We start from the raw sequence: 26,169 nt of genomic DNA, 5'->3' as shown, positions 1-26,169 counted from the left end.
AATTATGAAATGATTCTCTCATAAAGCTCTGGATAACCAACACTCAAAGCCTTTTGAAATTGTTTGATATCCTTATTCACCATATTGATTTTCACATAAATACAGATCAAAACACACATAAGAGTCGTTACCAGCATCGCTCCTAAATAGATGAGCATGATCTTTTCATCCACTTTTAATAACCCCAGTAATCCCACAACAATCAAAATCACACTCACCATAATTATAGCTATGATCCATGCTCTTTGCTTTGCCTGATAATGACGATAAATCCATTGATATAAATATTCAATCTCATCATGTGTGTATTCTCTATTTTTAATCTTCTTTAACTGTTCTTTAGGTAACCCTGTATGATAAATACGATACATCTTAACCATCTCCTTATCTTTTATTGTACTCCACTACACACATTAGACAACCTTTTTATTTCAATATTCAAAAACAAATAAATACAATTATTGATTTTAAATCTCATAAAATAAATATGACTTCCGTATTTGGCTTCATTTTACTTCCCTGTTTGGCATTGTTTTACTTCCGTATTTGGCATCTTATACAAATTTCATAGACAAGTTCTAAAAAGGATAATGAAAATCAATTCATTACCCTTGTTAAACTATTTCATTTTTGCCAATTCACTTGCTTTTCCAATATAAGAAGCAGGTGTCATATTCACTAAAGTTTCACGATCTTCATCAGATAAAACATCTAAACTTTCCGCAAATTTCAAAATATCTTCTTTAGAAATACTCTTTCCTCTTGTTAGAGCTTTTAAAGTATCATAAGCATCTGGGACACCATATTTTCTCAACATTGTTTGAATAGGTTCAGCTAAAACTTCCCATTTTTCATTGAGATCAGCTGCTAATTTTTCTTTATTAACAACACATTTTGCAAGTCCATTTAATGTTTCATTCATAGCCTGTAAAGAATAACCAAAGGCTAATCCTAAATTTCTTTGACTTGAAGAATCAGATAAATCTCTTTGCATACGAGATTTAGGTAATTTGTTAGACAATGCAACACAAATATGATTAGACATATCCGCATTCGCCTCACTATTTTCAAAACGAATTGGATTGACTTTATGAGGCATTGTACTACTTCCAACTTCTCCTTGAACCGGAATCTGTTTAAAGTATTCCATAGAAATATATAACCACATATCCACATCTAAATCCATTAACACATTATTAAAATGACGAATACCATCTAAAATATGACATGTATAATCATGACTTTCAATTTGTGTTGTGAATGGATTGAAAGTTAAACCTAAATATTCTTCAACAAATCTTTTAGCCATAGAAGGCCAATCTATATTAGGGAAAGCTGTTAAAATCGCACTATAATTTCCTGTTGCACCATTGAATTTGGCTTTGATTTGAATATTTTCAACGTTTTCAATACTAGAAGCAAAACGATAAGCATAAACTTTAAATTCCTTACCAATTGTTGTTGGTGTGGCAGGTTGACCATGTGTATGCGCAAGCATAGCATCATCACTATGTTCACTTGCCCATTTATTCATTGCATCTACAACTTCATTCGCTTTTTTTAACCAGACATCTTTTAAACCATGTTTGATCATACAAGCATAAGATGTATTGTTAATATCTTCTGAAGTACATCCAATATGCACAAAGCTGATTAAATAATCATATCCCATCTCTTTTAAAGTATTACCAATATAATATTCTACAGCTTTGACATCATGACGTGTTGTGGCTTCAATCTCTTTAATCTTCGCAAAAGCTGCTTCATCAAAATCATTGGCAATGGCTTCAATTTGATTCATCTTTGATTGATCAAATCTCTTTAAGATGTCATTATCAATATTTTCAATTAAAAATTTCAACCATTGAATTTCAACAAATACACGATATTTGACTAAAGCATATTCACTAAAATAAGGAGCCAAAGCATCTTTAATCCCTGCATAACGTCCATCTATTGGACAAAGTGTCATACTTTCAAAAACTTGTCTTTCCATTTATTTACCACCTTTAAAATAATTTACACCAGCTTCAAATAATTTCTGATCCATTTCACCATAAATATTCTTATTTCTATTTTCTCCTTGACGTTCACTATGTGCCATCTTACCTAAAACACGTCCATCACGTGAAATAATACCTTCAATAGCCATCATAGAACCATTAGGATTATATGGTGAAACCATTGTTGGTTGATGATGAGAATCAACATATTGACTAAAGACTTGTCCATTTTCAAAGAGTTCTTCAATCACTGCTTTTGGTGCCACAAAGCGACCTTCCCCATGAGAAATAGGAACCGTATGAATATCACCAACGTTTACACCTGCAAGCCATGGTGATTTCACAGAAGCAATTCTTGTATCTACCATTTGAGATAAGTGACGACCAATTGTATTAAATGTTAATGTTGGATCATTTTCATCCATATCTTTAATATGACCATAAGGCAATAATCCTAGTTTAATTAAAGCCTGGAATCCATTACAGATACCAATCATCAAACCATCACGATTGTCTAATAAATCATCAATCGCTTCTTTTAACTGTGGACTTCTTAATACCGTTGCAATAAACTTACCAGAACCTTCTGGTTCATCACCGGCACTAAATCCACCCGGCAACATCATGATTTGTGATTGTCTGATAGCTGCTTCTAATTCATCTACAGAATCTTTCATTTCTTTGGCTGTCTTATTACGCATTAAGACAAGCTGAACAGTCGCTCCAGCACGTTCAAAAGCACGTTTTGAATCATATTCACAGTTTGTACCTGGAAAAACAGGAATCACAACTTTGACTTCATCATATGTTTGTTTGGCTTTTAATTCACTTCTTTGATGACAATCTTTCACAATGATATCTTGAGTTGGTGCTTTTTCTGTTGTTGGATAAACATCATCTAAAACAGATTCATAGACTTGATAAGCTTCATCTAATGATAAAGTTTCATCACGATATATCATAACAGAATCTTTTATTGTATGTCCAATGATTCTTGTATGTGGTAATGTCACTACTTCATCATTTTCAACTTCTAAGATAATATGTCCATAATCTTTTTGAATCAATGAATCTAATTCTAAATCATTATTAAATTGAACCCCTACAGCATTTCCAAATGCCATTTTATAAACAGCTTCAATGACACCACCATCTTTCACTGTATAGGCACTATATACTTTTTTCTCTTTCATCAATTGCATGATACCATCATATTGTGCTTTTAAAACATCAAAATCATAAATATGATATTGATCTTTTGGTAACATCACTTCTACCAAAGTATGATGAGCTGCTTTTAATTCTGGTGTCATCACATCTTGAACATCTCCACCAGTAATCGCAAAAGAGACAAGTGTTGGTGGCACATGTATATCTTCAAATGATCCTGACATAGAATCTTTTCCCCCAATTGAAGGTAATTTCATTTCAGATTGCACACGATAAGCACCCAATAATGCAGCAAATGGTTTTCCCCATTTTGCTGGAACATCTAATAGTTTTTCAAAATATTCCTGGAATGAAAAACGAATAGTATGATAATTTCCACCCATTGCGACAATTTTCGCAATTGATTCCACAATCGCATAAACAGCTCCATGATATGGTGACCATTTAGAAATCAATGGATTATATCCATAACTCATTAATGAACATGTTGTTGTTTCCTTATTTAAAACAGGAATCAAGGCTGCCATACCTTCTGTTTCTGTTCTTAAAGTTTTTCCACCAAATGGTGATAAAACAGTTCCATTTCCAATTGATGAATCAAATCTTTCAATCAAACCTTTTTGACTACATACAGATAAACGACTTAACACTTCTTTTGATGTTTCCACAAAAGATTGTTGTGGTTTGACCATAAATGGTGTATGTACAAAGTCTGGTAAATCAACATGGACTTTTTGATAACGAGAAGCCCCATTTTTATCTAAGAAATCACGACTCAAATCAACAACTGTCTGATTCATATATGTCATGACTAAACGATTTTGATCAGTCACTGTTGCGACTTTGACAACTTCCAGATTTTCTTGATCACAGGCTGCTTTGATAAAAGCTTCATCACTTGGATCAATGACAATAGCCATACGTTCCTGTGATTCTGAAATGGCTAATTCTGTTCCTGTTAAACCTTCATATTTTTTCAAAACAGCATCTAAATTGATATCTAGTCCATCAGCCAGTTCTCCGACAGCGACACAGACACCACCAGCACCAAAGTCATTACAACGTACGATACGTTTTGAAACTTCTGGATTTCTAAATAATCTTTGAATTTTTCTTTCTTCAACAGGATTTCCTTTTTGAACTTCTGCTCCAGCTGTCGTTGTCGTTTTGAGCTCATGAGATTTTGATGAACCGGTTGCTCCACCAATTCCATCACGACCAGTTCTACCACCAATTAATAAAACAATATGTCCTTTTAATGGTTCTAAACGTTTGACCTGATCTTTTGGAGCGGCGGCTACCACAGCGCCAAGTTCCATACGTTTTGCAAGGAATCCATCATCATAGACTTCATGAACAAAACCTGTTGTTAAACCGATCTGATTTCCATAACTTGAAAATCCATGAGCTGCTTCCTGACAAATTTTACGTTGAGGCAGTTTTCCTTTCATGGTTTCATCCAATGGTTGTCTTGGATCACCAGCACCTGTAATACGCATAGACTGATAAACATAGGCACGTCCTGAAAGTGGATCACGAATCGCTCCACCTAAACAAGTCGCTGCTCCTCCAAATGGTTCAATTTCTGTAGGATGGTTATGTGTTTCATTTTTAAACATCAATAACCAGTCTTCATCACCATCACTGGTATGAACAGTTAATTCTACGGAACAGGCATTGATTTCTTTTGATACTTCCATATCATCTAAATAACCTGTTTTTCTTAACTCTTTCATAGAAATCGTTGCTAAATCCATTAAAGTCAATGGTCGATTAGTATTGACACCATATACTAGATGACGTGATGTTTTATAATTTTCAACATCTTTTTCTAAGATTTCTTTAAATGCACCATTTTCAATATCTAAATCTGTAATAATAGTCGCAAACGTTGTATGTCGACAATGATCAGACCAATAAGTATCCAATACTTTTAATTCTGTTTCTGTAGGATTACGTTTTTCTTCATTCTTAAAATAATCTTGAGTAACTTTCAAATCATCCTCATTCATCGCCATTCCATTGTCTTGAATGAATGCCTTTAACTCATCATCACTCATATCTATAAATCCATCAATAACAGGTACAGGATCAATATGCACATCTTCATCATTCAAATGTTCTGGTTTATCCAATGAAGCTAAACGTTGATCCACTGGATTAATTAAATATTTTTGAATACGTTCAATATCCTGATCAGTGAGGTTTCCTTGTAAAACAATAAGTTTTGCACATTTGACTTTCACATTTTTCTCACCTGTTAAAACTTGGAAACATTGTTCACAGGCATCTGCTCTTTGATCATATTGACCAGGTAGAAATTCAATTGCAAATACTTTTGCATCACTATCAACAGGATAATCTTCTAAATAAACATCATCAACCATTGGTTCACTTAAAATCGTTGGAATTCCCTGTTTCAAGACATCTTCACTCACACCTTGTAAATCATAACGATTAACAACACTGGCAGCTGTCACATTTGACATCTTTAATTGGGTTTGAATATTATTTAATAGCTCATTAGCTTCCACCCCATAAGCTTTTTTCTTTTCAACATATACACGATAGACTTTACTCATCTTTTCACCTCAATTTAATCCAATATCTTTACGATAATATTTACCATCAAAATCAATGATTGTGGCAGCTTGATAAACCTTTTGTCTTGTTTCTTCCAATGTTTGACCTAAAGCACAAATATTTAATACACGTCCACCATTTGTCACAAGTTCCCCCTTGTCATTTACAGCTGTTCCTGCATGGAAGACAATCATATCATCATCAAGCTGATCAAGACCTGTAATGACTTTACCTTTTTCATAACTTCCAGGATATCCAGCACTTGCTAGAACAAGACAAGCCACCTGTTCATCTTTCCATTTTACTTTTACATCTTTTAATGTTTTTGTACTCACAGCATACATAATATCAAATAAATCTGTATCTAATCTTAATAAGATGGATTGTGTTTCTGGATCACCAAAACGCACATTAAATTCCAGCACTTTTGGTTGCTTGTTTTCAATCATTAACCCAATAAAAACAACCCCACGATAATCCATATGATCAGCTTTTAATCCAGCCATAAATGGTTCTAAAATATCTTTCTGGAAAACTTCATCCATACCTTCTGGTAAGAAAGGATTAGGTGATACAGTTCCCATACCTCCTGTATTAGGGCCTTTATTTCCATCATAGATCTGTTTATGATCTTTAGCACTCACCATTGGAACAATAGTTTCACCATCTGTAAAGCAAAGTAATGAACATTCAAAACCTGTTAAAAATTCTTCTAAGACAACCTTTGACCCAGCACCATCTAAAGCACCATCAACCATCATCTCTTTTAATGCCTGTTTGGCTGTCGCTTCATCTTCACAAATGATAACACCTTTCCCTGCCGCTAAACCATCAGCTTTCACAACAACCGGATAATCAAATTGATTTAAAGCTTGGATAGCTTCTTGATAAGAATTGACTTCCTGATAAGCTGCTGTAGGAATATGATGTCTTTTCATAAAATCTTTGGAAAAAGCTTTACTTCCTTCTAATGTTGCTGCTTGCTTTGTTGGGCCAAAAACCTTATGACCATGACTTTCCAATAAATCAGCCAATCCCATACATAAAGGCACTTCAGGTCCAATCACTGTCAAATCAATCCCATAGTCTTCAACAAACTTTAAAATACCATCTAAATCTTCAACACTTCCTGAATGACAAGTTCCAATTTTAGCAATACCTGGATTACCGGGTATCGCATGAATCTCACTGACACGAGGACTTTTTGATAAAGCATAGGCAATCGCATGTTCACGACCACCACTCCCAATCACTAATACTTTCATATATATCTCCTTTGATGATTTCATTATAAACTTATAGGAGGCATATCATAATAGATATGCCTGATGATATTAATGTCTAAAATGTCTATATCCACTAAAGACCATTGGAATATTCTTTTCATTACATAAATCAATAGAATCCTGATCTCTGATACTTCCACCTGGTTGGATAATGGCACCTACCCCAGCTTGAGCAGCGACATCGACACAGTCATTGAATGGGAAGAATGCATCACTGGCAAGAACAGAATCTTTAAAGTCTTTATCTGGATTATTTCTAATCGCATTTTCCAATGCCCAGACACGTGAAGTTTGTCCACCACCAATCGCTAATGTGACACCATTTTTCACAATACAGATGGCATTTGATTTGACATATTTAACGACTTTCATACCAAATTCCATATCTGTTAATTGTTCTGGTGTTGGTTTGGCTTCAGTGACAACTTTCATTTCATCAATCATCTTTGTATTTAATTCTTGAACCAAAACTTTTCCTTCAAGATATTTAATATCATATTTGGCATCTCTGGCATCTAAATTCTTTAACTTTAAGATACGTAAATTTTTCTTTTTCTTTAAAACTTCCAAAGCATCCACGTCAAAATCAGGTGCAGCTACAATTTCTAAGAAAATCTTATGCATCTGCTCAGCTGTCTGTTTATCAATTTTATAGTTCACAGCTACAATACCACCAAAGATAGATTGTGGATCAGCTTCATAAGCTTTCATATAAGAATCATAACCTGTTTTTCCAACAGCCACTCCACAAGGTGTAGAATGTTTAATAGCCGCTGTGACAATCTGATCACCAAATTCTCTCACTAAAGCCACAGCTCCATATAAATCATTCACATTATTAAAAGATATTTCTTTACCATGTAATTGTTCATAATCCAATAAAGATTTTTGAACATATGTATCTTCATATTTATTAGCTGCCTGTTGAGAGTTTTCCCCATAACGTAAATGTTCTACTTTCTTTAAAGAAATATTTAAAGTATCAGGGAATTCATCATGACATACATCTGCAAAATAACGTGAAATCATTGCATCATAGGCTCCAGTTGTACTAAAAGCCTTATAAGCTAAATGTAATCTAAAATCATAATCATCTTGATGATTTTGAATCGTTTCTAAAACTTTTGTATAATCACGAGGATCAGTGACAATCAAAACATCTTTAAAGTTTTTAGCTGCACTTCTAATCATAGAAGGTCCACCAATATCAATATTTTCAATCATATCTTCCATGGGTTTACCAGCTTTTAAAGCTTTTTCAAATTCATATAAATTCACACAAACCAAGTCAATCGGTTGAATATTGTGTTCTTGAATTGTTTTGACATGTTCTGGATTATCTCTTTTAAATAACAATCCACCATGAACTTTAGGATGTAAAGTTTTCACTCTCCCATCTAACATTTCTGGAAAACCAGTCACATCATCAATCGCAATACAGCTGACACCATTATCTTCTAAGACTTTCATTGTTCCACCTGTTGAAACAATTTCAAATCCTAATTCAACCAAACCTTTCGCAAAATCCACAATACCATCTTTATTCGTTACAGAAATCAAAGCTCTTTTCATTTAAATCACCTTTACCCTTCCATTTTCAATTTGTATTCTTCCATCACAATATAATCCTACAACTTCAGGTAAAATTTGATGTTCAATCTCTAAGACTCTTGCCTGAATATCCTCAGCTTTATCTAAATCAGAAATATCACAAGCCACCTGTTTAATAATCGGTCCACCATCAATTTCACGGCTGACAAAATGAACAGTTGCCCCGCTGACTTTGACACCTCTATTCAACACAGCCTCATGAACATGTATCCCGTACATCCCAGCTCCACAAAAAGAAGGAATCAATGAAGGATGAATATTGATAATCTGATTTGGATAAGCATCAATCAGTTCATCTGTTAAAATGGCTAAATAACCAGCTAAAACAACCAAATCAATCTGTCTTTCTTTGAACATGGAAACAATCAATGCATCATTCTTTTTGACAACAGCTGTTTCAATTCCTGCTTTTTGAGCACGCTCTAAGCCATATGCCTTTTGACGATTAGAAATAACAAGTTCAATCTGTCCATTGATTTTTCCTGCCTGACAGGCATCTATAATTGACTGTAAATCTGTTCCGCCTCCAGAAATCATCACAGCAATCTTTAACATAATTGAACTCCTTTTTGTCCTGCTTCAATATGTCCAACAACATAACCATAATCACCAGAAGCTTCAATGGCTTTTAAAACTGTATCAACATCCTCTTTATTCACTGCAATGACCATACCAAGACCCATATTGAAAGTATTATACATCATCTGTTCTTCAATCTGTCCTTGTTTTTGAATTAAATCAAAAATAGGTGGAATTGGATAACTGTTCTTTTCAATCACAGCCAAAGCATTTTCTGGTAACATTCTTGGTACATTTTCATAGAATCCCCCACCAGTAATATGAGAACATCCTTTAATCTTCACACCTGCATTTTTGATATTCTTTAAAGCTTTGACATAAATTCTTGTTGGTGTTAATAAGACTTCACCCAATGTTCCCTTTAATTCATCATAATATGTATTTAAAGATGCTTCACTCATCTCAAAAACTTTTCTGACAAGAGAAAAACCATTACTATGCACACCACTTGAAGCAATACCAATTAAAACATCGCCTTCTTTAATTGTTGAACCATCAATAATATCTTTTTTATCCACGACACCGACTGCAAAACCAGCTAAATCATAATCATTTTCTGGCATTAATCCCGGATGTTCAGCTGTTTCACCACCAACTAATGCACACTCAGACTGAATACATCCTTCAGCCACCCCTTTAACAATCGTCGCAATTTTTTCAGGATAGTTCTTTCCACAAGCAATATAATCCAGGAAAAATAAAGGTTCTCCCCCACTACATGCAATATCATTAACACACATAGCGACTGCATCAATCCCAATCGTATCATGTTTATCTAAGATAAAAGCTAATTTGACCTTTGTTCCACAACCATCAGTTCCTGACAACAAGACAGGGTCTTCCATATTTTTAATAGCACTTAAATCAAAGGCACCGGCAAAACCACCTAATCCTCCAAGCACTTCTGGACGCATTGTCGCTTTGACATGTTCCTTCATCAATTCCACTGATTGATACCCAGCTTCAATATCTACACCCGCTTTTTTATAATCCATATTTATACTCCTTATTTATTTTCCATTCTTGCTAGTACTGCTTTATAAGTTTCAATTAAATCTCCAATATCTTGTCTAAAGACATCTTTATCATATTTTTGATTTGTATCCACATCCCATAAACGACAAGAATCAGGTGAAATTTCATCAGCTAATAAGATTTGACCATCTTCTGTTTTTCCAAATTCAATTTTAAAATCAACCAATTTTAAATTTAATTTCAAGAAAAATGCTTTTAATAATTCATTAATCTTTAATGTTGTTTCACGGATATATTTCAATTCTTCACGTGTTGCTAGTCCTAATGCGACTGCATGATCATCATTAATCAATGGATCACCATAATCATCATTTTTATAACTTAATTCGAATATTGGTTCATCTAAAACAATACCTTCTTTAGCCCCTAATCTTTTACAAAATGATCCTGTTGTAATATTTCTAATAATAACTTCCAATGGGAAGATTTCTACTTTTTTCACACGAATATCTCTTTCATTGATTTTTTCAATCATATGTGTTTTGATTCCTGCTTCTTCTAACATATCAAAGATAATACAAGAAATTGTGTTGTTTAAAACACCTTTTCCTTCAAACTGATCATGTTTCACTCCGTTACCAGCTGTTGCATCATCTTTATAATGAATAATGTATTCATTTGGATTTTCTGTTTCATAAACTTGTTTTGCTTTTCCTTCATATAATAATTTTGCCATTGTTTGATTCTCCTTTATTTATTGATATTTTTCCATAATTTCCTGATTTGCTTTCATTGCCTGTTTTTCATTGTCCTGACGGAAAGCTAATAATTTTGCCTTTAATTGTTCATGATGAACAGCCATCATCTGTAAAGCTAAATAAGCTGCATTTTTACTTCCATTAATAGCGACTGTCGCAACGGGAATACCAGAAGGCATCTGGACAATTGATAATAAAGCATCCATACCATCTAATGTCGCCCCACTTAGCGGAACACCAATGACAGGTAATACGGTTTGAGAAGCGACAACACCTGGAAGGGCTGCGGCCATCCCAGCCGCTGTAATAATCACTTCTGTACCATTGGTATTCACTTCTTCCATAAAGGCACTTAATCCTGCATGTGCACGATGAGCAGATAAACATCTCACCTGTACATCGACACCATAATCTTTTAAAATCTGAATCGCTGGTTCAACTTTAGGTAAATCACTTGTTGAACCCATAATCACTGCAACTTTCATTGTTTCATTCCTTTCCTTAAAATAATCCCACAATTTTTCCATCTTCATCTATATCCATATTCACTGCTGCAGGTTGTTTAGGTAATCCCGGCATACGCATAATATCACCACTAATCGCAACTAAAAAACCTGCTCCTGTGTTAGGAATCAAATCATTGATTTTCACTACAAATCCACTTGGACGACCAAGTAAAGTTGGATCATCAGAAAGTGAATATTGTGTTTTTGCAATACAGATTGGTAACTTTCCTAATCCCTGTGCTTCATATTTTTTCATTTTATTAACTACTTTCTTTGTGAAAGTCACATCATTAGCACCATAAATTTCTCTTGCAATGACTTTGATTTTTTCTTCAATAGATAAATCCAAATCATATAAAGGCTCAAAATCAGCTGTCTGTGTATCTAAAACATCTAACAATTTTTCAGCTAATTCAATACCCCCATCAGCTCCCTTTGCCCAAACTTCACTGATAGCGACATCAACACCTTTTTGTAAACAAATATCCTTCAACAACTGAAGTTCAGCTTCTGTGTCTGTTGGAAAAGCATTAATCGCCACAACACTAGGTAAATGATATTTATGAATATTTTCAATATGTTTTTCTAAGTTTTCAATTCCTTTACGTAAAGCTTCTAAATTTTCTTCTCCTAAATCCTTTTTCGCAACACCACCATGCATCTTTAAGGCACGTACAGTCGCCACAATCACAACTGCATCAGGTTTTAAACCTGCTTGACGACATTTAATATCTAAGAACTTTTCAGCCCCTAAATCAGCTCCAAATCCTGCTTCTGTAATCGCATAATCACCTAATTTCATTGCTAGATTGGTTGCCATGACAGAGTTACATCCGTGAGCGATATTGGCAAATGGTCCTCCATGAACAAAAACCGGTGTATGATCTAATGTCTGGACAAGATTTGGTTTAATCGCATCTTTCAATAATAATGTGACGGCTCCTGTTGCTTGAATATCATCAACAGTCACTGGTTCACCAGCATGATTATAAGCCACAATCATACGTCCAGCACGTTGTTTTAAATCTTCTAAAGATGTTGCCAGACATAAAATAGCCATGACTTCACTCGCCACTGAAATATCAAAACCATCTTCTCGAGGCACACCATTGACTTTACCACCTAATCCTACAACGATATGTCTTAAAGCACGGTCATTTAAATCGACACAACGTTTCCAGACAATCTGACGTGTATCAATATCTAACGGATTGCCTTGTTGAATTGAATTATCCAGCATAGCTGCAATCAAGTTATTCGCTGTGGTAATCGCATGAATATCACCTGTAAAATGCAAATTAATGTCTTCCATTGGCACCACTTGCGCATAGCCACCACCAGCAGCTCCACCTTTAATACCAAAACATGGTCCTAGACTTGGTTCACGCATAGCGACAACTGATTTTTTCCCTAACTTATTTAAAGCTTGAGATAAACCAATCATTGTCGTTGTTTTTCCTTCTCCAGCTGGAGTTGGGTTAATGGCTGTAACTAAAATTAATTTGCCATTATCTTTTGATTGAAGCTGATTAATAGCTTCTAAAGAAATTTTTGCTTTATATTTTCCATAAAGCTCTAAATCATCTTCATTCAATCCTACTTTTTTCGCAATTTCTTGAATTGGTTCCATTACTGCACTTTGTGCAATTTCTACATCTGTTAACATCATTAACACCCTTTCTGTTTTGATTTTATGACCTCTTGACACTTTCTTTATATCATAAATTCATCCTTTTGACTATTGATATCGCTGTCAATTTATGAAAAACCAAAAAAAGAGTCTAAACATCCGGTCATTTGCCCAGACGGTCGACTCTTTCCCATTATACTTCCATGTGGTCCTTTCCACTTCCGTCAGTTGTATAACTACATGAATAATATCATTTCTACTCTTTTTTTTCAACATTTATTCACAATTTTTAAAGACTACTCACAAAAGATTGAATCGCATCATTAATGACTTCCTTATTCATAATTGAAGTCGGTACACAATCCCCGTTACACATCTCCAGTTCTCCATTTCGAATCAATAAAATATGATGCATATTAACAAAATAATAAGGATGCATCTGAAAAAAAGAATAATTCATTAATTTTTTCTTTACGCGACTTAAATCATGAAAATGACCATAAAAATATTGACTTTCTGTGACCACTTTAGTTTGAAAACGCCCACATTCAATATACACAATTTCACTTGGTAAAAAACGTCGTGAACCCCCTTGATCTAAATAAAATAAAACTTGATGATGTAACTGCTGATAATGTGTCCATATCCTTTGAAACTCACCATTAAATAAATCATAGAGTTCTTTTTTCAAAAACATTCCAAAACCAAATGCTCGAAAACTCTCATGCATATGAGAATAATCATTTCCAATATAAATAATTAAGCATTCTGGATTCACACAATGTAGCTCACGTCCCAGTTTAAACCCACTGTTTCCATCAATATAATCACTAATAAAAGCGACATTATAACTATCTTTTAATGGTGAACGTAAAATCTGAGGATACTGAGTATAACTATCAATCATCATATTTTCATCAATCTTTGTCTGATATAATAATTCACTTAAATTTTCAATACAATCTTCATCATCAATACAAATAAAAACTTTCATAACTATCACTCCCTAGCATTATTTTACCTACCCATTTTGAAAGAAAAAATGCCACTTTTACTCCTACTTGTGCATTTTTAGCACAATTTTGATTTATTTTTACATAAATTTGTTAAGGTTATACCGCAATAAACGAAAGGAGGAATTGCATTTTATGAAAGAACATCGTTTCTTATGGAAAGCATTTCTTTATAAAGAAAAATTATTTTTAATTGTGATTGTATTTATATTGATGTTGATTTCGATGTTTTATAGTTTTCAACAATCCATTTTTTCCTCACCGGGCTATCAACAGGCTTATCCTAATGCCGGATTAGAATTCTTTTATAGTCTATTTCGCATTGGAACCAATCCCTTCATCTTTATTTTAATGATGTTGGTGTTGCCTAATATTATGTCCTATGATCTCTTAAACATGCATCAAAATCACGCTGTCTACCCTATTGAAACCCGTCTGACAAGACAAAGATTTTATCAAGAAGTCTACATCAAAAATATGATTTCTTCTTTTCTGGTTGTCCTTTGCTTGCAACTTGGATTATTGATAGTCAGTCATATGATGTTAGCTCCCATCCATTTTCAAAGCATGACTTATCCTGAAGGTTACTACATCACAACGCAATTATTATGTCCCAATGAATGTTTGAATCTTATTTTCTTTTTACTTTTGACATCACTTGGTTATGCGTTAATCTCAGGACTGCTCTTTTCTTTACAAAGCAATATAACCAACAAATATGTTTATCGTTGTTGTGGTGTGATTATTGGTATTCTGCTTGTTTTATTCCCAGCTTTAATACAAGGCTATCTTCCTTATCCCGATAGTGCTTTTATTATACAAATCAATAATCTCGTTGCCTTAGGTTTAGAACATGTCAGAGAAAATCCTTTTGGATTATCCCACTGGTCGCTTTATATTCTCTGTTTTTTGATTTATGCAGGAATCTGTTATCTTTGTTTTCAAGTTTTATTAAAAAGGAGAGAATCTCATGATTAGAAAATGGTTTTCTCTGTTAGATCAAAGAGTTGTTATTTTATTAATGGCGATGCTCATCGCATCACCTGTCTTATGTGGTAAAAATACTTATACCATCTGTTTAATTTATTCCCATTATCTTGCTGTGTATATGAATAATGTTTTTTTATTAATGATTTATCAATGGATTGCCAGAATGAATCAATTATTATTACCTGTTCGTATAAGAGTGAATGAACAAACAACCTATATCACAGCCTATTTATTTTTAATACTTATTTCTATTTTATACACATCAACCATTTATATCAGTTATTATTTCTTTTTTGGTAGTATTGCTCCAAGTGATTTAGGAATCACAGTCACCTTTATGATTATCAATATGATGATCACATTGATTGAAGCAACGATTATTTATTTACAGATTGGGCATAAGAAAAACTTTCTTTATTTAGCTTTACCCGTATTTATTAATTTTTTATTTCATCTTGTATTTACAAAACTATTTTAAGGAGGCATTATGTTAGATATTAAAGATTTAAATAAAGACTTTCATAAACACACAGTCTTACAACATCTTTCTTTACATTTAGAAGGCAATGAATTGATTTATATACATGGAATTAATGGTTCAGGTAAATCAACATTATTTAAACTGATTTGTGATATCTTAAAACCGACATCAGGAACTATAGAAAAGAAAAAAGACTTACAAATTGGTGCTTTAATAGAAAATCCCGGATTTTTAGAAAATGAAACACTCGCCTATAATCTTCGCTTTCTTGCATCGTTAAACAATCATTATGATCAACAATATATTGAAGAACTCTGTCAACAGTTTCACTTAGATTTTCATAGTCGTATGAAATTGAAAAACTTTTCGGTAGGAATGCGTCAAAAAGCTGGAATCATTCAAGCAATCATGGAAAAACAAGAATTGATTTTATTAGATGAACCGACACGTGGTCTAGATCAGGAATCTATTCACATCTTTTGTCAAATTATCAATCAATTACATCAACAAGGTCATACGATTATGATTGCAGCTCATGATTACTTACCAGATATTCACTATACCCACATTTATCATTTAGAAGGACAACTTTATTTAGATGAAATGGATTAAGTTTTCACTTTTTTATAGTTGTCTAATCTTCATCATCAATCACCTTTATACCACACTCACACCCTATATTCTTTTTCATTATCCTTTCTTTGATTTTCGTTATCTTATCTTTATTCTCATTCAAATTATCTGGAGTCTTCTTTTTTATCAGATTGTTTACCAGTATATCTGTTTAGATACTTTTATCAAACTTCGTTTATCACTATTTCAACGTAGTTTCTTCTTTTTCAAACAATGGTTTTTCTATCTTGGCTTTTATACCATCATTCATCTTCTTTTGATGTATCTTTTAGCCATACCAATTCCCTATTATTTTCTTGGATTACAACTATGTCTTTGGAGTCTTGTCTTTATCTTTTCACTTGTATTTCATCACATTTCGAGTTATCATTATGTTTCAATGATATTGATAATGATAAGTATACATTTATTTTTATAGGAGGGTGAATATGGAACGTTTAAATCAAGCCAATGAAGCGATTTATCATGCATTAGAAAAACTTCTTGAAATTTCTAAGGATGACAGCATGACTGATCAACAACGTAAAGCAATTTATGATGTCATTGATGATATTGAAGAAACACGTCATGCTTTATATGAATTAAAAAATGAAATGCGTACACAACAATCTTAATAGATGTTTTCAAACATCTATTTTTTTGTATAACGTTCAATAAATTGAAAGATTGTGGAATAATAAGTTTTTGAATCCGTTGAACAGCTTTGAGCATGTCCTGCTCCTTCAATAATCAGCTTCTCTTTAGGACAGGTTGCACTTTGATAAAGCGTGTTTACCATTTCACAAGGAACAAAATCATCTTCACTGCCATGTATAAACAAAATCGGAACGTGACTCTTTTGGACCTGTTTTAAGGGACTCACATCCTCTAAAGCATATCCAGCACGTATACGTGTCACCACACTCGCCATATGCAGGGCAATCTCACTTTGCCATTTTTCCATAGGAATATGATATTGAAAAACATCCCAGACACTCGTATAGCCACAATCCTCAATGACTGCCTTGACTTGTTGAGGCAAATCTTCACCAGCGACATCCATAACTGTTGCCCCACCCATTGAAACACCGTATAAAATAATTTGAGCCTTCTTGTCTTTAGCGATAATATAGTCAATCCATCCCATGATATCATAACGATCATCCCATCCCATTCCAATATAATCCCCCTCACTTTGTCCATGCCCTCTTAAATCTGGAATCAAAAGATTATATCCTTGCTTATAAAAACGCTTAATGGGTGAAATAATACTGGCACCTGTCCCACGATAACCATGAACCATAATCACATAAACAGAAGTATCCTGTTCAATATAACTGGCATGTAAAAAAAGATCATCATGACTTTGAATAGATACATTGACACTATGCGTATCCAACCACTGTGTAGAATCAGATCTCTTTTGAGTTGACATATTTTCAAAAAGTGTATGGTGAGAAGCAGGATTTAATGTATAATCATATAAATAATTGCCAACATAAAAAGTGATTCCTGTTAAAAAAATTATACAGATAATAATGATACATAGAGAAATTTTTAATAATTTTTTCATTTTCATGGATTCACCTCTTATATTTTTATTTTGTGCATATATTATGTTATAATCATGAAAAGGAGGAAAAATGATGGCTTTTCAAAAAATAGATATTAAAGATTTAGATATGAATGTTTTTCAGACCATTGGTCAAGACTGGATGTTGATAACTGCGGGAGATCAACAAAAAATCAATACAATGACAGCTTCATGGGGTGGCATGGGTGTGTTCTGGGGTGAAAATGTTGTTCATGCCTATATTCGTCCTCAACGCTATACAAAACAATTTGTTGATCAACAACCATGTTTTTCGCTATCATTCTTTGATGGCTATAAAAAAGAATTATCCGTCTTAGGAACGGTTTCTGGTAGAGATACTTGTAAAATTGAAGATGTTCATTTTCATCCTACTTTTATTGATGGCGTTCCTGCTTTTGAAGAAGCAAAGCTTGTCTTTATTGTAGAAAAAATTTATGAAGATTCTGTGAAAGCTGAAAACTTTATTGATACTTCTCTTGATGAAAAATGGTATCCAGATAAAGATTATCATCATATCTATATCGCAAAAATAAAAGGTGTTTACCAAAAGTAAACTGTACCCTGTAAAATGGACAGTTAAATAAAAAGGTATCACTCTAAAATGTGATGCTGAATATTTAACCGACTCTGTTTTACAGGGTCTTTTATTTTGCTTATAATATGATTTGATGAAAGGATTGATTGGAATGGGTGTAAACTATTTTACTGATGAACAAATTAAAATACTCAAGGATAATCCATATATTGAAAAAATATCTTACAAAAGCATTAAATACTCCCAAAAGTTTAAAATGGAGTTCTGGTCACGCTATTCACAAGGAGAAGCCCCTTCTTCCATACTTTCTTCCTTTGATATTGATCCACATATTCTTGGACCAAAACGCATAAGTAATATTGTTCAACGAATAAAGAAGGAAGCAGAACGCTTAGAAGGATTTGAAGATACCAGAAAACACAATGCAGGTCGCCCTAGAACAAGAGACATGTCCCCCGAAGAAAAGATTGCTTATCTTGAACATAAGATTGCCTATCAAAAACAGGAAATAGAGTTTCTAAAAAAAATAAGATCACTGGAGAGGGAAGCCTATTGGAAACTGCAGAAGAAAAATACAAAATCATCGAAGAAATGATTTCTCGAGATGACAATCTTCTCAACATTACCAGATTATGTGAAATTGCAGAAGTTTCCAGAAGTGGCTTCTACAACTGGAAAAATAACTGCAATAAGCGTCAGCAGAAAGAACAGCGGGACAAGAACGATTTTGAACTCATATTGAAGGCATATCAGTACAGAGGATATGATAAAGGAGCAAGAAGCATTCACATGCATCTGCTGCACATGGGAGTAAGGATGAATATCAAAAAAATAAGGAGGCTCATGAAAAAATATGGACTTTTCTGCAAAATAAGAAAAGCCAATCCATATAGAAGAATGGCAAAAGCAATAAAAACAAATAATATTGCCCCCAATGTTGTCAATCGTGATTTCATACAGGAGCCAAGAATAGTCATATTAACCGATATTACATATCTCTTTTATGGGAAAGAAAAAAGAAAAGCATATCTATCGGTCATGAAGGATGCATTTACCAATGAGATACTATCATATGTTGTCAGCGAATCATTGGAGATTGACTTTGTGTTAATGACTGTAAAACAACTGTTTGAAAAGCATGGAGCGACAATCAAAACAAACAAGACGATATGCCATAGCGACCAGGGCATTCATTACACCAGTATAGATTTTCAAAAGCTGCTCAAGGACAAAGGATTGAGGCAATCAATGTCAAGAAGGGGCAACTGCTGGGATAATGCACCACAGGAATCCTTTTTTGGTCATATGAAAGATGAAATAGATATAAGCAGGTGCAACACTTTCAATGACCTTAAAGCAGTTATAGATGATTATATAGATTACTACAATAACGAAAGGTATCAGTGGGACCTGGCAAAACTGTCACCTTCAGAATATTATCAGTACTGGCTGTCAGATATATATCCAATAGATATAAAAAAATGATACTATTCAAAAATAGTATCATCATATTGAAAACGCATCATATCATGATATTGGTTTCTTTCATCCAAGAGTTCTTCTTCAAGGTCAATATTAAGCTGAGATTCAAAACGGGTCTGCATATCAATCATCTGATAGGATAAGACTTCACATTGATTTTCAAGCCAGAAGATATATTCGCGAGTGGACATGAACTTATAACCATCAGTGTAGGACTGATAGTCCTGACTGAAAAGATCCTTAAGCTCACTAATGGTCATAAGCACAGTTGACACATCGAAATCATTGTGGAAAACATTGAAAAGCTGTTCCTCGTTCCAAAAGGAATCTGAGAAATCGGCGAGTTGACAGGACGTGTTAAGTGAAGGAAAAGCAATCCAGTTATAATAGACACCTTTAGAAAGGATTCCTTCAATAACATTACCATTTCTGTTGACCTTAAATTCAATACAGTTGTCATACTTGACACAAACAAGTTTAAACTTTTTAGAATCATTAAAAATATACATAATCATCTTAAACACAAAGCCACTGATCTTGACCAGTGGCTTAAGACTGTGTCATTCCTCCTTGACACAATCATATAAGATAATATTCGTTAAAAATATACCTTTTTATTTAATTGTCCTTGACATAGGGTACACTTTAAAGGTATAAACACCTTATTATTTTATCCTCATTTTCCTATTCTAATCATGATGATTCATCTTCTAAAATCACAGCTGTTCCCATTAACATAGGTTTTAATGTATCTCTTAAATCAAAACATATACCTAATACAGCATTCGCCCCTTTTTCTTGAGCTTTTTCACTTAAACGTTTGAGTGCTGTTTCCAGATATTTTTCCATATTCATCGCTAATCTGGTCGGCCTCACAGCATCATCATAAGCAAAAACAATTCCTAAATCTTTCACGACTTTTTTTCCTGGATAAGTTGATAATGTTGTTGTAATCATATCGCATCCTCCTCTCATATCATTCAACAATATTCATATATCTTATTTATAACACATTCATATGAAAAACATATGAAAAAAAGATTAAGATTTCTCTTAACCTTCCATTTTTTCTTTATATTCTAAATATTCATCATAAGTTGATAAACGATCAATACATCCATCTTCTTTTAATTCAATAATTCTATTGGCAATCGTCTGTACAAATTGGTGGTCATGAGAAGCAAAAAGCACATTTTCTTTAAAACGAATCAACCCTTCATTTAATGCCTGAATAGATTCCAGATCCAAATGGTTTGTTGGTTCATCTAAAACCAAGACATTGGCATTCGCCATCATCATTTTTGCTAACATACATCTCACTTTTTCTCCACCAGATAAAACATTGGCTTTTTTCAATGCTTCTTCACCAGAGAATAAAACACGTCCAAGCCATCCTCTTAAATCTTGTTCATAAGCATCTTCTCCAGCATATTGTCTTAACCACTCTACAAGAGATAAATCACAATCATCAAAATATTCATTATTATCTTTTGGAAAATAAGATTTTGAAGTTGTTACACCCCATTGAAATGAACCTGTATAATCAGTGATTTCTCCCATGATAATCTTAAAGAAAGATGTAATGGCTAATTCATGATCAGAAACAAAAGCAACCTTATCTTTAGGTGACAATGAAAAAGATACATGATCAAATATCTGTTCACCATTTTGTTTGTAACCCAAATCTTCTACTGTTAAAACAATATTTCCAACTTCTCTTTCTGGTGTAAAACCAATAAAAGGATATCTTCTCAGTGATGGTTTGATATCCACCATTTCTAAGTTATCTAATAATTTTTTACGTGATGTTGCCTGTTTTGCCTTAGAAGCATTGGCACTAAAACGAGCAATAAATTCCTCTAATTCCTTTTTCTTAGCTTCTGCTTTTTTATTGATTTCTTTCGCCTGTTTTATCATCATCTGTGAATATTCATACCAGAAATCATAGTTTCCAACATATAATTGAATTTTACTATAATCAATATCAGCAATATGTGTACAAACCTTATTTAAAAAATGTCTATCATGGGATACAACAATGACTGTATTAGGGAAGTTTAATAAGAAATTCTCTAACCAAGTGACACTTTTTAAATCTAAATGGTTTGTTGGCTCGTCCAATAATAGAATATCGGGATTACCAAACAAAGCTTGAGCTAGTAAAACTTTGACTTTTTGTTGATCACCCAGTTCTTTCATCAATAAATGGTGATATTCACTTGTAATCTGTAATCCATTTAATAAGATTTCTGCATCCGTTTCGGCATTCCATCCATCCATTTCCATGAATTCACCTTCAAGTTCAGCTAACTCAATACCATCTTCATCATTAAAATCAGCTTTACTATACAATTCTTCTTTTCTTAACATAATTTCATAAAGACGTTTATTTCCCATTAAAACAGTCTTTAAAACTTCCTGATCATCATAGGCAAAATGATCCTGCTTTAATACTGAAAGTCTTTGTCCCGGTGTGATTACCACTTCACCTTTATTCGGTTCAATTTCACCAGCTAAAATTTTTAAAAATGTTGATTTTCCTGCCCCATTGGCACCAATAATTCCATAACAGTTTCCTTCTGTAAACTTAATAGAAACATTTTCAAATAAGGCACGATCACCATATCGTAAAGATACATTTTGCGTTGCTATCATATTCATTCTCCTTTAACAAATCCACTCTATTATACATGAAAGATCTATTTTTGCAAACAAAATAATGCCATGATTAAACGGCATTATTTTGACATATAATATTCCATTTCGTCCAAAATATCATCAATCATTGGTAAGGCAGTCATATATATCTTTGTTCCACAGACCTCACAAATAGAAGATAAGGCACAAAAGACTCTAGGATTTCTAATCATTATCTCTGTAGGTTTTCCATAATCTTCTAATAGTTCATAAAACATATCCAGACAGGCTTTAGATTGTTCTTCTTCAACCTTCAATAAATTCATATAAACAATTTCTTGTGATTCTAATTCCATCGCTAACAAAACAAGTCCACTGATAGGACGATCATAACCGGCTTCAACGATACCACCTTTAAGATAGGCTAAATCAATGATAAACTGACGAAAGCTTTGAGGAATGGTTTCAAGATTTCCCTTATCAGTGATGGTTAATGTTGGAAATTTATCTTTCACTGGTGGTAAGGCTCTCGCTTCATAAATCCCATCATGGGCATACAGCATCTCATCTTGATCAAAATCCACAACAACTTCTTTATTTATATAAGCTTTCATTAAAGGAATCAATTGTTCTAAGACTTGAATCATGATTTTGGCTTGATAATCATTGATTTCATAAGGATAAAATCTTGATTGAAATGATAAAAAGTAAGGCCAATTCCCCTTCCCACGATATTTGAAGCCCAATGATTTCATCATCTGTCTTTGACTTGAAGGAACTTCTTCACGATCTCCCATGTAGAAAGTCAGACACGTCTGATCAAACATCATATACTGTATCACACGGTCCTCCTCGTATTCTAATGAAATACTATTTAAATCTCTGTAACCTTGTTCACCTTCATAAATAGAAAAACCAATACAATCTCCTAATTGTCCCATAATTGTACAATAATAAGTTGTTCCATTGATTTCTAATCCTACAAAATCATTACTTCCAATAAACTTCCATGCTTTAAGCTGAATCCACTCATTAATGAGTGAATATAATTGTTTCCAAATATTTTTATCCATATCATCTTCTCCTTATTTCTATCATACATAAAGCCACAACAAAAAGAAACCTTTATTTAATTAAATGACGAGGATTTTTATGCATCATAATCTCTTTTTGTCTTTGTAGAGAAGCATATGCATAAATACTCGTTGTCGTAATAGAACTATGTCCTAAGATTTTTTGAATATAAGTAATATCTACATCCTGTTCCAACAACATAGTTGCAAAAGTATGACGAAACATATGAGGCGTAATATGATAGCCATGTGTATAATGATTAATAATATGACGGACAGATTGATCTGTTAAGCGATGATACTGATTATTCATAAAGAAATAATCTTGTTGATGAATATAATCATAGAAAGTTAATTCATAATTTTTAAGAGCCTTACAAACATCATCTGTTAAATAAATGACTCTTTCTTTAGCGTTCTTTCCATAAATAATTAAATACTGATCTTTTAAATCAATATCTTTTCTTTTAATGGCACACAGTTCTGAAACTCTAATTCCTGTTGAAATCAATAACTCAATGACTGCTTTATCTCTTTGAATAAAAGCATGATGTTCATGATTTAAACATCTAAATAAGTCTTGTAATTGATGATATTGAATAATACGGGGTAATGTTTTTTCTTCTTGAATCTTATACCTGATTTTATGCATTGGATTATCTTGAAGTATTTCATTAAAAACCAGTTCTTCAAAAAATGCATGAAGTGATGCCAGTTTTCTTTTGACTGTCTTTGGTTTAAAATGTTCATTCAAATAATGAATATAAGATGATATTTCCTGTTTATTCATCTCTTTATTTTTCATAAATACATAAAATTGTTTCAAATCAATGCGATAAGCTTTTAAAGTATGTTGACTAAGTCTTTTATTTTCACATTGATGGAAATAAAATGATAAATGTTCTAATGTTAATTGCATAATGAATCCTCCTTTTATTCATTATGACATATCCTATCCATTTAAGAAAAAAAGAATAGTTTTTCACTATTCTTGAGATACACGTTTTTCAATTTGAAAAATATCTGCTTTATAAATCAAAATATATAAAATCACTGCCAGTAAAGATGCTCCAACAGCATCTAAAAAAGAATGTTGTTTAATAAACATCGTTGATAATGTAATCATGACAGCAGAAACAATCGCAAAGATTTTGATTGTTTGATGATGACTGATATTTTGACATTTCATAAGTGCAATAGCACAACCAATAGAATTATACACATGAATACTAGGAAAGACATTTTGACTTTTATCAGCTTGATAAATGAATTGAACAAGATTCATTGATAAAGATTGTCCTTCAATGACTGGTCGATGATCAAAACTTGTTGGATAAACTGTAAAAATAATTAAACAGATTGTCATACCTATAAACAAAAAAGCAACACATTTGTAGAAATCACGACGATGTGTGAAAAACAAATAACCAATCGTTCCAGCCACAAAAAGAAACCAGTAGATATAAGGATAGATAAACCATGATATAAATGGAGTCATAGCATCTATCCCTATATAGACATCATGAAATGAAATCTCTCTTAACTGTAAGCCAAAATACCAAGGTAAATAAATAATAAAATATGTAAATACCCAAGCATGACGATAGCGATATAAGAAACGTTTCATTAATTAAATCCAAATAACTTTCTAGAAATAGCGTATCCTGTTGTAATAATCTTTTTACCAACACGTCCATCCATTTCCATCATTGAACCTAATAGTGTATGTTTGACAGCTTTATAAAGCTCTGGATTTTTATTTTTCAAATAATCCCATAATTCATCTTTCTTTTGAAGATTTTCAGCAGTTCCTGATTTAATCATTAAAACAGTAGATACTGTTGTAATCATTGTTAAATATTTAATCATATAATTTCTTAATTTACGACTTTTTAATTTCATCACATCACAACAATCAATCATTAATTTATTCACTTTAATCTGCTGATCAATACGTGAAATCATGATTTTTTCATTCACTGACTGATCTTCTCTACCAATATAATAACGATATAAATCTACATTTAAATAATAAAGTGTATTCACATAAGGTAAAGGTTGATAAACAAATAAATTATCAACATAGAAAGTATGTTTTGGTAATTCTAGATTACAGTTTCTTAATAATTGAGTACGATAGATGACACTATGCATTAATAAGTTTTGTTGAGGATAAAAATGTTTTAAATCATACCATCTAAACGTTCTATTTTGTGGTAAAGCATTTGTATATTTAATCACACTTGATTTATTAGCACTTGGTTTTTCATAAACGTAATTCGCAATAAACATATCTGCATCTTCATCTTTTGAATGAAGTTTTTTTATTGTTTCAATCACTTTTACAAGAGATGAACGATCAAACCAATCATCACTATCCAATACCTTAAAATAGAGTCCTGTGGCATTTTTTAACCCCGTATTAACAGCCTGTCCATGTCCACCATTTTCTTGATGCACACATTTAATTGTATCTGGATATAAAGCTGCCCAGTCATCACCTTTTTTGGCAGTCAAATCTGAAGAACCATCATCAACAATAATAATTTCAACATCATCTTTTAAAATCAGACATGATTCAATGGCTTTATCCATATATTCCTGTGAGTTATAACATGGGATTGCAATACTTAAATATTTCATAACTTCCT

General features: G+C 32.8%; 26 protein-coding genes and 1 riboswitch. Of the genes, 7 read left to right on the top strand and 19 right to left on the bottom strand.

The genetic code is table 11. The annotated features are described in order from the left end of the window. Positions 1–2: 2 nt before the first annotated feature. The 11 genes from ACGHJ8_RS03815 to ACGHJ8_RS03765 form a co-directional block, all read right to left on the bottom strand. Positions 3–371, bottom strand: coding sequence for a hypothetical protein (locus ACGHJ8_RS03815; protein WP_211961955.1), 369 nt, complete (start codon positions 369–371; stop codon positions 3–5). A gap of 248 nt (positions 372–619) precedes the next feature. Then, positions 620–1,996, bottom strand: coding sequence for an adenylosuccinate lyase (gene purB / locus ACGHJ8_RS03810; RefSeq protein ID WP_087358254.1), 1,377 nt, complete (start codon positions 1,994–1,996; stop codon positions 620–622). Next, the gene (locus ACGHJ8_RS03805; protein WP_390541763.1) at positions 1,997–5,755 is read right to left on the bottom strand and encodes a phosphoribosylformylglycinamidine synthase; all 3,759 of its coding nucleotides are present in this window, start codon (positions 5,753–5,755) and stop codon (positions 1,997–1,999) included. It abuts the gene before it with no gap. A 9-nt stretch (positions 5,756–5,764) separates the two neighbouring features. Then, positions 5,765–7,021, bottom strand: a complete 1,257-nt coding sequence (purD, locus tag ACGHJ8_RS03800; protein ID WP_087358252.1) for a phosphoribosylamine--glycine ligase — start codon at positions 7,019–7,021, stop codon at positions 5,765–5,767. Between the two features lie 69 nt (positions 7,022–7,090). Beyond that, positions 7,091–8,614, bottom strand: a complete 1,524-nt coding sequence (purH, locus tag ACGHJ8_RS03795) for a bifunctional phosphoribosylaminoimidazolecarboxamide formyltransferase/IMP cyclohydrolase (protein ID WP_390541761.1) — start codon at positions 8,612–8,614, stop codon at positions 7,091–7,093. Then, the gene (gene purN, locus ACGHJ8_RS03790) at positions 8,615–9,208 is read right to left on the bottom strand and encodes a phosphoribosylglycinamide formyltransferase (protein WP_205089354.1); all 594 of its coding nucleotides are present in this window, start codon (positions 9,206–9,208) and stop codon (positions 8,615–8,617) included. Beyond that, a complete protein-coding gene (gene purM, locus ACGHJ8_RS03785) occupies positions 9,202–10,227 on the bottom strand; it encodes a phosphoribosylformylglycinamidine cyclo-ligase (protein ID WP_211961957.1) in 1,026 nt (341 codons plus the stop codon). The genes purN and purM overlap by 7 nt, the downstream gene beginning before the upstream one ends. Positions 10,228–10,238: 11 nt before the next feature. After that, positions 10,239–10,943 carry a phosphoribosylaminoimidazolesuccinocarboxamide synthase gene (gene purC, locus ACGHJ8_RS03780; RefSeq protein ID WP_087358248.1) on the bottom strand — a complete coding sequence of 235 codons (705 nt, stop codon included), beginning with the start codon at positions 10,941–10,943 and terminating at the stop codon, positions 10,239–10,241. Positions 10,944–10,961: 18 nt separating this feature from the next. Then, positions 10,962–11,450 (bottom strand): 5-(carboxyamino)imidazole ribonucleotide mutase, encoded by a 489-nt coding sequence (gene purE / locus ACGHJ8_RS03775; protein WP_087358276.1) that lies wholly within the window; start codon positions 11,448–11,450, stop codon positions 10,962–10,964. A 16-nt stretch (positions 11,451–11,466) separates the two neighbouring features. Beyond that, the gene (locus tag ACGHJ8_RS03770; protein ID WP_390541758.1) at positions 11,467–13,137 is read right to left on the bottom strand and encodes a formate--tetrahydrofolate ligase; all 1,671 of its coding nucleotides are present in this window, start codon (positions 13,135–13,137) and stop codon (positions 11,467–11,469) included. Between the two features lie 126 nt (positions 13,138–13,263). Beyond that, positions 13,264–13,343, bottom strand: a riboswitch (ZMP/ZTP riboswitch). A 47-nt stretch (positions 13,344–13,390) separates the two neighbouring features. Further along, positions 13,391–14,095 (bottom strand): LytTR family transcriptional regulator DNA-binding domain-containing protein, encoded by a 705-nt coding sequence (locus tag ACGHJ8_RS03765; RefSeq protein ID WP_087358246.1) that lies wholly within the window; start codon positions 14,093–14,095, stop codon positions 13,391–13,393. Positions 14,096–14,249: 154 nt separating this feature from the next. Here ACGHJ8_RS03765 and ACGHJ8_RS03760 point away from each other — a divergent pair, with 154 nt between their 5' ends. From ACGHJ8_RS03760 to ACGHJ8_RS03745, 4 genes are all read left to right on the top strand, one after another. Continuing rightward, complete coding sequence (locus ACGHJ8_RS03760) at positions 14,250–15,092, top strand: hypothetical protein (RefSeq protein WP_390541756.1); 843 nt, start codon at positions 14,250–14,252, stop codon at positions 15,090–15,092. After that, positions 15,085–15,582 carry a hypothetical protein gene (locus ACGHJ8_RS03755; protein WP_390541754.1) on the top strand — a complete coding sequence of 166 codons (498 nt, stop codon included), beginning with the start codon at positions 15,085–15,087 and terminating at the stop codon, positions 15,580–15,582. Before ACGHJ8_RS03760 ends, ACGHJ8_RS03755 begins: the two co-directional genes overlap by 8 nt. A 9-nt stretch (positions 15,583–15,591) precedes the next feature. Next, the gene (locus ACGHJ8_RS03750; RefSeq protein ID WP_087358243.1) at positions 15,592–16,197 is read left to right on the top strand and encodes an ATP-binding cassette domain-containing protein; all 606 of its coding nucleotides are present in this window, start codon (positions 15,592–15,594) and stop codon (positions 16,195–16,197) included. 449 nt (positions 16,198–16,646) lie between these two features. Then, positions 16,647–16,832: a hypothetical protein gene (locus ACGHJ8_RS03745; protein WP_087358242.1), complete on the top strand. Its 186-nt coding sequence runs from the start codon at positions 16,647–16,649 to the stop codon at positions 16,830–16,832. Between the two features lie 17 nt (positions 16,833–16,849). Here ACGHJ8_RS03745 and ACGHJ8_RS03740 read toward each other — a convergent pair whose 3' ends face one another. Next, a complete protein-coding gene (locus ACGHJ8_RS03740) occupies positions 16,850–17,770 on the bottom strand; it encodes an alpha/beta hydrolase (RefSeq protein ID WP_087358275.1) in 921 nt (306 codons plus the stop codon). A 73-nt stretch (positions 17,771–17,843) separates the two neighbouring features. Between ACGHJ8_RS03740 and ACGHJ8_RS03735 the strand changes: the two genes are divergently transcribed. The 3 genes from ACGHJ8_RS03735 to ACGHJ8_RS03725 all read left to right on the top strand — a co-directional run bounded on the left by ACGHJ8_RS03735 (position 17,844) and on the right by ACGHJ8_RS03725 (position 19,811). Further along, a complete protein-coding gene (locus tag ACGHJ8_RS03735; protein ID WP_390541751.1) occupies positions 17,844–18,344 on the top strand; it encodes a flavin reductase family protein in 501 nt (166 codons plus the stop codon). 115 nt (positions 18,345–18,459) lie between these two features. Beyond that, positions 18,460–18,921 carry an HTH domain-containing protein gene (locus ACGHJ8_RS03730; protein WP_390539687.1) on the top strand — a complete coding sequence of 154 codons (462 nt, stop codon included), beginning with the start codon at positions 18,460–18,462 and terminating at the stop codon, positions 18,919–18,921. Beyond that, positions 18,879–19,811: an IS3 family transposase gene (locus ACGHJ8_RS03725; protein WP_087357187.1), complete on the top strand. Its 933-nt coding sequence runs from the start codon at positions 18,879–18,881 to the stop codon at positions 19,809–19,811. Before ACGHJ8_RS03730 ends, ACGHJ8_RS03725 begins: the two co-directional genes overlap by 43 nt. Before the next feature lie 2 nt (positions 19,812–19,813). Here ACGHJ8_RS03725 and ACGHJ8_RS03720 read toward each other — a convergent pair whose 3' ends face one another. The 7 genes from ACGHJ8_RS03720 to ACGHJ8_RS03690 all read right to left on the bottom strand — a co-directional run bounded on the left by ACGHJ8_RS03720 (position 19,814) and on the right by ACGHJ8_RS03690 (position 26,161). Next, positions 19,814–20,323: a hypothetical protein gene (locus ACGHJ8_RS03720; RefSeq protein ID WP_087357188.1), complete on the bottom strand. Its 510-nt coding sequence runs from the start codon at positions 20,321–20,323 to the stop codon at positions 19,814–19,816. Between the two features lie 178 nt (positions 20,324–20,501). Further along, positions 20,502–20,765 carry a heavy metal-binding domain-containing protein gene (locus ACGHJ8_RS03715; protein ID WP_087358240.1) on the bottom strand — a complete coding sequence of 88 codons (264 nt, stop codon included), beginning with the start codon at positions 20,763–20,765 and terminating at the stop codon, positions 20,502–20,504. 96 nt (positions 20,766–20,861) lie between these two features. After that, complete coding sequence (locus tag ACGHJ8_RS03710; RefSeq protein ID WP_205089360.1) at positions 20,862–22,463, bottom strand: ABC-F family ATP-binding cassette domain-containing protein; 1,602 nt, start codon at positions 22,461–22,463, stop codon at positions 20,862–20,864. Positions 22,464–22,546: 83 nt separating this feature from the next. Beyond that, positions 22,547–23,518 carry a DUF6930 domain-containing protein gene (locus ACGHJ8_RS03705; RefSeq protein WP_390541748.1) on the bottom strand — a complete coding sequence of 324 codons (972 nt, stop codon included), beginning with the start codon at positions 23,516–23,518 and terminating at the stop codon, positions 22,547–22,549. 52 nt (positions 23,519–23,570) lie between these two features. After that, positions 23,571–24,437 carry a tyrosine-type recombinase/integrase gene (locus ACGHJ8_RS03700; RefSeq protein WP_087358237.1) on the bottom strand — a complete coding sequence of 289 codons (867 nt, stop codon included), beginning with the start codon at positions 24,435–24,437 and terminating at the stop codon, positions 23,571–23,573. A 66-nt stretch (positions 24,438–24,503) separates the two neighbouring features. After that, positions 24,504–25,145, bottom strand: a complete 642-nt coding sequence (locus ACGHJ8_RS03695; protein ID WP_211961965.1) for a phosphatase PAP2 family protein — start codon at positions 25,143–25,145, stop codon at positions 24,504–24,506. Continuing rightward, on the bottom strand, positions 25,145–26,161 hold the full coding sequence (locus ACGHJ8_RS03690; protein ID WP_390541746.1) for a glycosyltransferase family 2 protein: 1,017 nt from the start codon (positions 26,159–26,161) through the stop codon (positions 25,145–25,147). Before ACGHJ8_RS03690 ends, ACGHJ8_RS03695 begins: the two co-directional genes overlap by 1 nt. Positions 26,162–26,169: the final 8 nt, after the last annotated feature.

This window comes from Massiliimicrobium timonense (assembly GCF_042850985.1).
Lineage (GTDB): Bacteria > Bacillota_I > Bacilli_A > Erysipelotrichales > Coprobacillaceae > Allocoprobacillus.
This window is presented reverse-complemented; position numbering and strand designations above follow the sequence as displayed.